General features: G+C 46.6%; 9 protein-coding genes and 1 pseudogene. 7 read left to right on the top strand and 3 right to left on the bottom strand.

Features of this window, described 5'->3' with window-relative positions:
* Positions 1–140: pseudogene (locus Q0140_RS02885) on the bottom strand (EamA family transporter); the annotation flags it as partial.
* Positions 141–615: 475 nt separating this feature from the next.
* Between Q0140_RS02885 and Q0140_RS02880 the strand changes: the two are divergent.
* The 4 genes from Q0140_RS02880 (at position 616) to Q0140_RS02865 (ending at position 4,224) form a co-directional block, all read left to right on the top strand.
* Positions 616–1,002 (top strand): hypothetical protein, encoded by a 387-nt coding sequence (locus Q0140_RS02880; protein ID WP_297944213.1) that lies wholly within the window; start codon positions 616–618, stop codon positions 1,000–1,002.
* A gap of 797 nt (positions 1,003–1,799) precedes the next feature.
* Positions 1,800–3,020 (top strand): OprD family outer membrane porin, encoded by a 1,221-nt coding sequence (locus Q0140_RS02875; protein ID WP_297961633.1) that lies wholly within the window; start codon positions 1,800–1,802, stop codon positions 3,018–3,020.
* 75 nt (positions 3,021–3,095) lie between these two features.
* Positions 3,096–3,671: a c-type cytochrome gene (locus Q0140_RS02870; RefSeq protein WP_297961630.1), complete on the top strand. Its 576-nt coding sequence runs from the start codon at positions 3,096–3,098 to the stop codon at positions 3,669–3,671.
* 10 nt (positions 3,672–3,681) lie between these two features.
* Entirely contained in the window at positions 3,682–4,224 is a 543-nt protein-coding gene (locus tag Q0140_RS02865; RefSeq protein WP_297961627.1) for a DJ-1 family glyoxalase III, read from the top strand.
* 602 nt (positions 4,225–4,826) lie between these two features.
* Here the strand turns inward: Q0140_RS02865 and Q0140_RS02860 are convergent.
* Positions 4,827–5,522 carry a hypothetical protein gene (locus tag Q0140_RS02860; RefSeq protein ID WP_297961624.1) on the bottom strand — a complete coding sequence of 232 codons (696 nt, stop codon included), beginning with the start codon at positions 5,520–5,522 and terminating at the stop codon, positions 4,827–4,829.
* Positions 5,523–5,761: 239 nt separating this feature from the next.
* Here Q0140_RS02860 and Q0140_RS02855 point away from each other — a divergent pair, with 239 nt between their 5' ends.
* From Q0140_RS02855 to Q0140_RS02845, 3 genes are all read left to right on the top strand, one after another.
* Positions 5,762–6,508: an SDR family NAD(P)-dependent oxidoreductase gene (locus tag Q0140_RS02855; protein WP_297961622.1), complete on the top strand. Its 747-nt coding sequence runs from the start codon at positions 5,762–5,764 to the stop codon at positions 6,506–6,508.
* Positions 6,509–6,524: 16 nt separating this feature from the next.
* A complete protein-coding gene (locus Q0140_RS02850) occupies positions 6,525–8,219 on the top strand; it encodes a Na+/H+ antiporter NhaC family protein (RefSeq protein WP_297961619.1) in 1,695 nt (564 codons plus the stop codon).
* Between the two features lie 299 nt (positions 8,220–8,518).
* Entirely contained in the window at positions 8,519–8,881 is a 363-nt protein-coding gene (locus Q0140_RS02845; protein WP_297961616.1) for an EexN family lipoprotein, read from the top strand.
* Between the two features lie 875 nt (positions 8,882–9,756).
* Here the strand turns inward: Q0140_RS02845 and murI are convergent.
* Complete coding sequence (gene murI, locus Q0140_RS02840) at positions 9,757–11,079, bottom strand: glutamate racemase (protein ID WP_297961613.1); 1,323 nt, start codon at positions 11,077–11,079, stop codon at positions 9,757–9,759.
* Positions 11,080–11,225: the final 146 nt, after the last annotated feature.

Below are 11,225 nucleotides of genomic sequence, written 5' to 3'. Positions count from 1 at the left end.
GCGATGATTACAACGAGCACTACGCTTAGTTTATCGATCGGTGCTACTTGATAGGATTTGCCGATTTGTAGGGCTTTGAAATACGCTAGCCACGATGCACCCGTCGCCAGCCCACTTAGTATCAAAAACACCCAGTTGCGAGGGGCTAGCGTTGTAATATTCTATAGCACAAAGTTAATCGATCCTCAATTATGAATCATCCCGTAGCATAGATATAAATCGGTCAAATCCTCATGGTTTGCGATTTATAGGCATACGATTCGTTTATCGCGTATAGCGGCTATTCAATATAATAATTTGAGATGCTAGCTAACCCAGTAAAAGAAGTTAGAGCTCTATCGCGTTTGATTTAGACGATATTGCCAAGTCTCGCTCGCGATTACTGCTAAATTCTACCCCGCATATATAGAAAAATCGCCAAAAGCGCATTCTCGCTTCGCCTAACGCTAAGAGAGATCTGTTTAAATTCCGCTTTGACGCCCCTCAAAAACAAATGCCAGCGACGCAAGCGCGTCCATCGTCGTTTAAATTCCACTCCGATGCCTCTCAAAAAAGCAAACTTTAAGCCCAAACCTACTACTCTAAAAGTTCAAATTTTACAAATAAGGATACTGAATGAAAAATTTCATATTTTCCGCACTTTTGGCTCTTGGCTTCGTAGGCTGCGCCGTAAGCACCGCTCCGACGCCTGCAGGCAACTTACGCTCGCTCAAATCCGAGATCGTAAACTACACTCGCCAAAGCTCCACAGCTTACGTCTATACGTTTAAAGACCTATCCAACGGCGAGCTCTACACCGCTCGCGCAAGCAGATATTATGCGGCTGCGGGAGATACTGCCTATATAAGTACCGCTTCAGGCGCTATCACCGATATGCGAATCATCTCGCGCAAGGCAGGTTCCGTTGTTCCGCGCGCTTATGACATCGGAAAAATCGAGACCAAACAAATGCATAAAAACGACGCTATTGCTGTACCAGAGAGCGAAAATATCAGCTTTTAATCCTATGCGATTTTTAGCCGCTGTGCCCTTTAAGGTAAGCGAGCCTGCTTTTAATTTGAGATAAACGTTTTTGTGTTTGCTCTCTACTCTTATGAAGGCAATAGTTCTGTTCTTAATCATGGCGGGCTGGCGCGATTTGCTTGCGCTTTAAAGTCCGCTGATTCTTTACGCAATTGCCTGCATAAATTTTATATTTTATAAGTTGTAGAATTTTATATTTCACGAAATTCTGCGCTGCACATCTTACTTATATGGCTCGGCTCGCATTTCATATCCGCTTGCTTTCGCGCTTAAATTCCTTGCTGCATAGTGCCATTTTGTCCGCAAAATTCTATATTGTAGAAATACAAGCTGGGCTAAAATTTTTAATTGGCGAAATTCTTATAAATTTTCTTTCTCGCGATTTTTCGCGTACTGCTCGTTCTAAGTGTCGTATTCTTAGCCGATAAGATATCGCGTAGATTTCTAAAACTCACGCTTTGCAAATTTCGTGTCTTGAAATTTCATTCATAAAAAATTTCACGTCGTAAAATTTTTATGAAATTTCTCCCGCATGAAAGAGGTGTTGCCGTCTGTTTACCGCAGCCTGATATAATCCCCACATCGAAATTAGAACTCCTTTCAATAATCGGCGAGACCTGTGTGGGTCTCGCTTTTTTTATGCCCGTTAAATTTGGATTTTCGGTAAATACTCGGTAACAATTTGGTAAAATTTTAGTATTTTTCAGCCTATTTTAAGCATATAATTTGTCATTTTGTGCTACTATTGCGCTCACAAACTTTTAAAGGAGTTCAAAATGAAACTAGTTAAACTTAGTTTAGCGGCAGCAGTCGCTGCAGGTGCTCTTGCTATGAGTGCAAGTGCTGTTCCGTTAGAGGAAGCTATCAAGGACGTGGATCTAAACGGATACGCTCGTATGCGATATACCCACGATAAGGTATCTGGCGAGAATGATCAAGGTGCCTATGTAAAAGGCGAAAATTCTAGTAAGTGGGAATTCAAATCTGAAGTAGACTTTAAGGCTAAAATCGATGACAACTTCTTTGGTGTAGTTGGCGTTAGATTTCTAGATAGAGATAACGGAGAAACATTATCTTCTTCAAATAGCCAATATCACGGTACACAAAATCCAAGCGACAAAGATTCTGATTTCGATATCGCTAAAGCTTATTTAGGATACACTATCGGCGGTACCACTATTGCAGTCGGTCGCCAGGGCATAGGTTCGTTCTTTACCGATGATATGTATGGAGACGGTGTTAAGATTACTAGTACCGATATCGAGGGCTTGACAATTAACGGCTTTTGGATGGATTCTTTAGAGAATGATGGAGATATTTCAAGCCTTGATTGGGCTAGAGTAGATGGTAAATTAACTACCGATCATAATCTATATGGCATAGGCTTTATGGGTTCATACGATCCGGTATCTTTCCAGCTATGGTATAACGCTCTAGAGGATGTTGCACAGCTTTTCGCTGCAGAACTAGCTCTAAATTTTGATATCTCTGATGATTTTAATCTTGGCGTAAAAGGTCAGTATGCATTCTCTGATTTCGACGGCGATTATAAAGATGCAGGTGCTAGCGATGCAGACTTCTGGGCTGCAGAGGCTAATGCGGGTTTCTTCGGTGTTGATTTGGCTGCAGGTTATTTAAAATTTGAACCTGATGATAAAGATAAAGTTTCTTTTGTATCCTTTGAAGATCAAGGCTCTTTCATCAGCCCGGGTCAGGAGTTGCTAGATTATAGGAATTTTACTGGCGAAAATCATTACTGGTATGTAGTAGCAGGCTATACCATCCCTGATACTGGCATCAGGATCGGCGCTGATTACCTAGACGGTAAAGCAGATGGTGATAATGCATATGAGGTAGTAGGTAGAATTTCTTATAAATATAATGAAAAGCTAAGCTTCAAAACTTGGTATTCTCACTATAAGATTGATGATGCTTATGGCACAGGTCTTGATGAGAAAAAAGATCGCATCAGATTTGAGGCCAAATACAGCTTCTAATTATTTACCTTATACGGGTAAAATTAGGGCGAAGCTTTTGCTTCGCCCTTTTTAAATTCTAAATCAAGGTTTTCTATGAAAATTTTTAAAATTTCTTTTTTAGCATGTTTTTTTGCCTTTAATTTAAACGCTGCGGATAAAGCAGGCGATGATACGTATGTATTCGAAGCCAAAGGTGAGTTTGCCAAAGAGCTAAAATCCCTGATCGAAAAGCATTCTAAAGATGAAAATGTAACCGTAAATATCTACAAAAACACTCCGGTCGCAGGCAGTAAAATCCATAGCGGCAAGGTAAATCGAAATATAAATTTTTTAAAAGAAAGAGGTGGAGCTATCTTTGCTGAGAAGTGCGCTTCATGCCACGGCGAGAATGGCCAAAAAAAAGCTTATGGAGTATCACGTAAACTCAAAGATATGGACGCCAAAGAGATCTCGATAGCTATGTCGCAATACACTACAGATCTAAGTTATGGTGGCAAGATGAAAAATATCATGCAGCCGATCGCCGCTAAGACGGGCGCTACGGAGCTAGGCTACATCATTGCTTATCTAAAAGGCGACGATTCGTTCCTATACGATAGCTCGTCTAGTAGGAGCACGAATACTGAAATTTCGACCGCCCCGAGCGAGCAGGGCTCATACCTAAAATAAAGGAGCGTAGATGAAAGTAGCGATCGTTTTGGCAAACGGTTTTGAAGAGATCGAGGCGGTAAGTTTGATCGATATTTTACGCCGCGCGGAGATCGATGCAGTATCCGTGGGGCTGGATAAGAAATGCGTCTGCGGTGCGCACGGCGTAGAGATGATCGCCGATGAAATTTTAGACGATATAAAAGTTTCGGAATTTGATATGATCGTTTTGCCTGGCGGCTTGCCCGGAGCCGAAAATTTGGCAAAGAGCGAGAGGCTGGGGCAAGTATTGCGCGATTTCGATGCAAATAACGCAAAAATCGGCGCAATATGTGCCGCTCCATGGGCGCTAGCTACCGCGGGTGTGCTAAAAAGCTCTTACACTTGTTATCCAGGTTTTGAAAATCAGATCGCTCACCCAGGCTATACAAATGCGGCGAATGTCGTAAAAGATCAAAATATAATGACTTCGAAAGGCCCTGCTACTGCGATGGAATTCGCACTACAAATCGTCCGCGAGCTAAAAGGCGAGCAGGTTTATTCCAAGCTAAAATCTGATTTACTTTTTAAATAAAATTTCAAGTGGGAGCCGATTCTAGCGCGCTTTATTTTATCGCTTGTATAACGACGCGTGCTGATTTTGCTGCGCCTGAGGGCTGTAAATTTTATCTCGTTCTACACGTATAATATAGTCACAATATTTATTCTGAGTATCCATAAACGACGAATGGAATTCTCACAACCTAAATTCTAAATCGAAAAACGCAAAAGGTTTTATGAGCAACAGATGAAATTTTATTGGAGCTAGTCGCTATTGAAACTAAATATTAACATCGTAGCGGCGTGGAACGCGAGCATGAAAGATATATTCTAGGCGTAGGCTCTCAAGCAGACATCCCCGAGCTGAATAAATTCAGTGCGGCATCTTCGCGATGCACTCGCTAGCAGAAGTTAAACAGATCGCGCAAAATGTGCTAAATAAGAGTATCGGCGTGATCAAAAACGATAAGATCACGCTGGATATAAATTTGATCAAATAGCGACGTCAATGTATCAAGAAGCAAAACGGCGCAGTTTTTGAAGGTTTTGTCGGTAAAGCTCAGATTTATCGGGAAGAATATAAGCTTGTAATGCGCGACAAAAGCGTTATGTAGAATTCCTAAAAAAGGATAAAATTTAGCGCTTCTTTAAAATATCTTCGTTTAAAAATGTCGCGCTGCTTTGTATCGTTTTGGTAACGCGGTCTTTAGAATTTTGCGTTTTGTCGGGTGTGGGTCTGTGTGCGATCAAATTTACGCGCCCGATTTTCGCCGTGAAATAAAAAATCCCCAGTATCGTCGCGTTTAGAAACACTCCAAAATATATCCGTTCTAATCCCCATATCCCTATGCTGGCGGCATGAATGGGCACAAAAATTATCGCGATTAAGACCGGATAATAATCCGAAATTTTATTTTTGGCAAGGATTACGGTCGTAACGATGGCATATGCGATGAGCGTAAAAGGAGAGATAAGCAAGAGTGCAAAAAGCGCGTTTATGCGCTGATAATCTTCGTGCCCGATTAAGACGCAAAAACTACAAAACGCGAGCGTTATGAGAAAAAATAAAGGTAAAATCCACCGCGTTTTCACGTCGCGCCCTTTAAGCAGCGATAAAAAGAGCAGATGAGAGCCCAGCGCAATACAATAATAATCAAATATAACCGACGAGCTTAAAAACGTGAGCGGTATGCCGAGCAGTGCACCCGGCCCGTCAAAATATATCCCACTAAACATGAGCCACGTGATAAAGAGTATAAAAGCATATTTAAGACCCGCATAAGTGGCGCAAACACAGATACCAACAAGGATAAATCGTATAAATTTGCTCATTTGCCTTTTTCCTAAATTTAGGTAATTATAGCAAACCGCGACAAACGAACGGCGCAAAATTTTAATTTAGCCCGTGCGCTCGCCGAATCCGCTGCCGATTGCGAGCTTGGGTGAGAGAACCTGCCAATGCCTTCGTATTATTTCATCCGCGCCCGCGCCGCAAGATAAAATTCATAAATTCTAAATTCGTTTTGCGTTATCATTGCGCTAAATTTAAAATTTTACGCAAAGGGGATCATATGAAAAATACGGCATTCATCACGGGCGCTACGAGCGGCTTTGGCGAGGCGATCGCTAGGGCGCTTAGCGCGCAGGGTTATAAGATCGTTGCGCTTGGGCGCCGCAAGGAGCGGCTGCAAAAGCTAGCGAGCGAGCTAGGCAATACGCACATTATCGCCGCGGATATTCGCGATAAAGCTGCGGTATTTGACTCCATAAGCGCGCTGCCGCAAAATTTCAAAGATGTTGAGGTGCTCGTAAATAATGCAGGCCTTGCGCTCGGGCTTGAGGGGATCGCGCAGACGCCTGTTGAGGATTTGGAGACGATGGTCGATACGAATATCAAAGGCGTGCTGTATTCGACCAAGGCGGTGCTGCCGCTGATGATCGCGCGCAAAAGCGGCTATATCTTCAATCTCGGCTCGACTGCGGGCGCGTGGCCCTATCCGGGTAGCCACGTTTACGGCGCGAGCAAGGCGTTTATCAAGCAGTTTAGCCGCAATATCCGCAACGACCTGCGCGGCACTGGCATCCGCGTGACGGAGATCGCGCCGGGTATCTGCAAGAGCGAGTTTAGCGAGGTGCGCTTTAAGGGCGATCTAGCGCGTGCTGCGGCCGTGTATGAGGGGGTCGATGCGATCCTGCCAGAGGATATCGCGCAGATCGTGCTAAGCTGCCTAGCGATGCCGCACCGAGTAAATATCAACGTGATTGAGGCGATGGCGACGCAGCAGAGCTGGGCTGGGCTTTTTATCGAAAAGCATTAAATTCTAAGGCGAGAAAATGAAAAAAATTCTATTACTAATGTTTTTATCGGTTGCCGCGTTTGCGGTGGATGATGCGACCAGGCAGCATAATGCCGAGCTTTTCGGCATCTGGACGCTAGTGCCGCCCGTCGTGGCGATCGCACTTGCCTTTATTACCAAAGAGGTAATTTTATCGCTTTTCATCGGCGTTTTTAGCGGCACCTATATGCTCGCCGTCGTTAACGACAATCCGATCTCCGCGCTTGTGGGCAGCTTTACCGATCTGGTCGCGCGCGTGGTGGGCTCGATGGCCAGCAAAGGCAACGCGGGCGTACTTTTGCAGGTGCTTTGTATCGGCGGCGTGGTCGCGCTGATTAGCAGGACGGGCGGCACGAAAGCCGTGGCTCTTTGGATTAGCAAGCGCGCTAAAACGGGTATCTCAGCGCAAATTTCGACATGGGTTATGGGTCTTTTCGTATTTTTCGACGACTACGCAAACGCCCTGATCGTAGGCCCCGTCATGCGGCCGATCACCGATAAATTTAAGGTCAGCCGCGAAAAGCTCGCCTTCATCATCGACGCTACCGCCGCGCCGATTGCGGGTATCGCGCTAATTTCTACCTGGGTAGGTCTTGAGGTCTCTCTGATAAGAGCGGGATATGATCAGATCGGCGTGCAAAACGTAAATGCCTTCTCGATCTTCGTGCAAACCATGCCGTATCGCTTCTACAATCTTTTTATGCTCGCTTTCGTGGTTTACGTAGCGTTCATGCGCAGGGATTTCGGACCAATGCTCTCCGCCGAGCGGCGAGCGGCGAGCGGCGAAATCCACTCTAAAAATTCTAACATCGCCGAGCTCGAAGATAAAACGCTAGAGCCCAAAGAGGGGATCAAGCCGCAAGCTTCAAACGCCGTTATCCCGCTTATAGTGCTAATCTGCGGCGCATTTGCGAGCTTTTATTTTAGCGGGCTAAGCAAGCTTGAGGGCGATGCCCTCGCAGCCGCAAAGGCCGCTCCGCTAAGCTTTGCGACGCTTCAGGCGACGTTCGGCAACGCAAACTCGTCGGTCGCGCTTTTTCAAGCGGCGCTTCTTGCTACGGTCGTGTCTATATTTATGAGCGTTTACCGCAAAATTTTTAACGTCAGAGAGGCGATCTCTACGTGGATTAAAGGATGGAAGACGATGATCGTTACGATCGTGATCTTGCTGCTTGCCTGGTCGCTCAGCTCTGTCATCAAAGAGCTCGGCACGTCGCGCTATCTAGTCGATATGTTGAGCCAAAATACGCCGAAATTTTTGCTTCCGGTAGCGATTTTCGTGCTGGGCTCGTTCATTAGCTTTTCGACGGGCACCAGCTACGGCACGATGGGAATTCTAATGCCGCTTGCCATACCTTTGGCAAACGCCGTGGGGCTTCACTACGGGCTTTCGGGCGATGCGCTTCACGCCTATATGATCGTAAATATCTCGGGCGTACTTACGGGCGCCATTTTCGGCGATCATTGCTCGCCGATTTCGGACACCACGATCCTTTCGTCGATGGGCGCGGGCTGCGATCATATCGAGCACGTAAAGACGCAGATGCCTTACGCTCTATCCGTCGGCGCGGTCGCCGTGCTAGCGGGCTATCTGCCCGTAGCGCTAGGGCTTAGTGTCTGGATCGCGCTACCGATGGGGCTTGCCGTTACGTGGGCTCTCGTGCGATTTGCAGGTAAAAAGATAGAGGAGTAGCTCTGTAAATTTTTAAATTTCGCTTTTGCCTTCCGCAGAGATGCGGAATTCTGCCCGGCGGAATTTTGCTTTATCCCGCAGAATCCCGCTCTGTAAAATTCCGCCGCGCGGATAAAATTTTAAAGCGAAATTTCAAAAAGTGCGAGCAAATTTTAAAAGCTGAATTCTAACGAGCCGCGTTAAAACGGCGCGTGCGCCTGCAATTCAAAATTTTTAAAGTAAACGGATAGTAAAATACCGATAACTTTCAAACAAGGAGAATGAAATGAAAAATCCTAAGATGTTCCTCTGGGGGGGGGGTGTTAGCTGCTTTATTAGTTGGTTGCGGCGATGATACCGAGGTAAAGACTAAGGAGTATTACGACGCTCATCTGGACGAAGCCAAAGAGGTTTTGGCAAAGTGCGATTTCAATACCCTTAAAGACGGAAGTAAGTCATATAAAAATTGCGTAAATGCAAAAACGGTCGTAGAGGAAAAAAGTATGGCGTATTCGGTCAAGTATTATATGGAACACTTGGACGAAGCTAAGGCTATCATAGAAAAATATAAAGAGAAAGAGCCGGCAGATAAAAATAGCGTTGAGTATAGTAATTTGATGAATGCAAAAGAGGCTAATGGCAATATGAAATTAAGGGGCTTTTTGGAAAATCAAGCACGATAAATTATTTTGGTATCGGCTTAGTATTAACTCTTCTCTCGCGCTCTTAATACATTCTAAATTTACTCCGCGCCTTTGGTGCAGAGTAAATTTGCCCTGCACGGCGCCGAATTTTGCGGTATAAATCTCGCCCGCGAAACGACATGGCGCGAAATCTTGCTTTACGGATTTTGGAATTTCAAATTTAGCCTGCGGGCTTTTGGCTAGCGCAGAAAAAACTTACGGGCGTTTCGGTGCCTTAGAATTTAATCATTTTAAAATTTACGCCGCGCGGCTAGTCTAAATTTCACTCGGCGGCGGTGAAATTTCGCAGTGCGGCATGCTAAATTTCACGATCTCACATGCCGCTAGTCAAATTTTCTCGGCGGCGGTTTGCGCTGCGCGCTAAATTTAACCTCGTTCGCGCCGCTTACCCGCGCCCTAGTCTAAATTTAAAATTTCAAATCCGCAGCGATAGTTCGTGCGACGCGAGGTAACTTCTGCAAACAGCGATCTCGGCTTGCGCTATTAAATTTGGAAGGATAGCAGTAATGACGGCGTTTGTGCGTCAAATTTTAATTTTCGCGCGCCGGGTGGTAGCGAGGCACCATTGCTCGCACGCCGTTGCGAAGCCGCTTCTAAATCGCCGAGCCGAGTTAAATTTTCGCACGGCGAAATTTTAGCCTATGCGGCGCGATTTACGAAACGGCGAAATTTTGAGTCTGCGCTGCGATTTATAGTGCATCAAAATTTTAACTTTCACGAAACGATCTGCGATGCGCTAGAATTTTAATTTGCGTGGTGCGATCCGCGATGAACAGGAATTTTAATTTGACGTGATTTATGACGCACTGGAATCCCAACCTGCGCTACGGATCTACGACGCACGGGCGCGTAGCCTAGTCGATTGCTCGCATCGCATCGAGCCGCTTTAAAAACAGTTCTACTTTGCGCAGCTGCGCCGCATCTAGCGCCCTGCCCGAGCAAAAATACTCCACGCTGTTGCCGTTTGGATAATTCACTCGCGAAATACCCGCCTCTTCGCTTCGCAGCTCAAATTCTAAGGACAAATCCGCGCCGCCTCGAGAATAAAGCTTGAGCTGCAAATTCGCATCTACGACATGCGGCGACATGCGGCATTTGTCTTCGTCGCACTGCTCTACGCCGCGAGCATTGCCCGCCAGCTTACCGTCGCGTTCGCGGATTGCGCCCAGCTCGCCCGTTTGCGAATTTGCGTTAAATTTTATATCGCCGTCTGCGTCAAATTTATCCGTACAAACCTGCGATTTTACGTCGCGCGAAGTATCCATGCCGAAGCCGCGCTCATCCGCGTTAGAAAACTCATCATACCCCATTGCGCCGTTTTTTCTGGCGCCGCACGACACTGCACGAAGTCCGCTCATACCTTGCTCTATCATATCGGGCTTGCTCTCGCCGCAACTTTCTGTGTCGCGCCCACGGCCGCTATTATCGCGACCTTCTACGCCCCGCTTGTTCTTGCCTTTTATGCTCTCACTGCCCGCGTTAAATTTAGCCGTCCGCGAGGGCAAATCCTCGCCGCGCGCAAGCTTTAGCCCTCCACCCAGCTCGCTTGCAAGGCGGTTTAGCGTGCCGCCTATGCCGTCGATGATGCGCACGTGAGACGGCAAAATTTCGCGCAAAACGTCCTTAAAATAGTTAAAATGCGTGCAACCAAGCACGAGCGAACCGAGGCGTTCAAGCTCAAATTTAGCTAACTCCTCCCGCAGATACGCCCGAACTGCGGGCGAGCCAAACTCCAAATCCTGCGCAAACTCCACGAGGCGAGGTAGCGGCAGGCTCCACGTCTCGCACTCCAGCCGCCCCACGAGGCGCGCGAGCTTTTCGCCGGCGATCGTTAGCGGCGTGGCGATGAGCAGCGCCGGGCGCGCGCCAAAGCTGTCTGCAGCGAGCTTGACGGCGGGCTCCATGCCGATTACCGGCACGCTAAATGCGCCGCGAAGCTCCGAGATGGCCGCGCTCGTGGCGGTGTTGCAAGCTACGACGACCGCATCCGCGCCGCGCGAGACCAAAAACCCCACCGCATCGAGGCTTAGCCGCACGATCTCGGCTCTACTTTTCGTGCCGTAGGGGACGTGATCCTCGTCGGCAAAATACAAAAACTCCGCCTCACTAAACCGCCGCAAAGCCTCAGCGAGCACACTCAGCCCACCGATACCCGAGTCAAAAAACGCTATTTTCAAATCTTTATCCAAGGTTAAAATTTCAAAAAAGGGATTATAGCTCAATCCAGGTAAAATTTAAATTTTGAGCGGGCTTGGTGGATCTGCGGTCGGAATTCTCGCTACCTTATTAAAATTCGCGATAAATTTAATCAATTTCTTAGGGG

The organism is uncultured Campylobacter sp., assembly GCF_938045405.1.
GTDB lineage: Bacteria > Campylobacterota > Campylobacteria > Campylobacterales > Campylobacteraceae > Campylobacter_B.
The sequence above is the reverse complement of the archived record's forward strand: the minus strand, read 5'-3'. Positions and strand labels throughout refer to the sequence as shown.

What these genes read in the sequence shown, in the direction of transcription:
- Q0140_RS02880 (WP_297944213.1), top strand. Translation starts at nt 616, where the DNA reads ATGAAAAATTTCATATTTTCCGCACTTTTGGCTCTTGGCTTCGTAGGC.
- Q0140_RS02875 (WP_297961633.1), top strand. Translation starts at nt 1,800, where the DNA reads ATGAAACTAGTTAAACTTAGTTTAGCGGCAGCAGTCGCTGCAGGTGCT.
- Q0140_RS02870 (WP_297961630.1), top strand. Translation starts at nt 3,096, where the DNA reads ATGAAAATTTTTAAAATTTCTTTTTTAGCATGTTTTTTTGCCTTTAAT.
- Q0140_RS02865 (WP_297961627.1), top strand. Translation starts at nt 3,682, where the DNA reads ATGAAAGTAGCGATCGTTTTGGCAAACGGTTTTGAAGAGATCGAGGCG.
- Q0140_RS02860 (WP_297961624.1), bottom strand. Translation starts at nt 5,522, where the DNA reads ATGAGCAAATTTATACGATTTATCCTTGTTGGTATCTGTGTTTGCGCC.
- Q0140_RS02855 (WP_297961622.1), top strand. Translation starts at nt 5,762, where the DNA reads ATGAAAAATACGGCATTCATCACGGGCGCTACGAGCGGCTTTGGCGAG.
- Q0140_RS02850 (WP_297961619.1), top strand. Translation starts at nt 6,525, where the DNA reads ATGAAAAAAATTCTATTACTAATGTTTTTATCGGTTGCCGCGTTTGCG.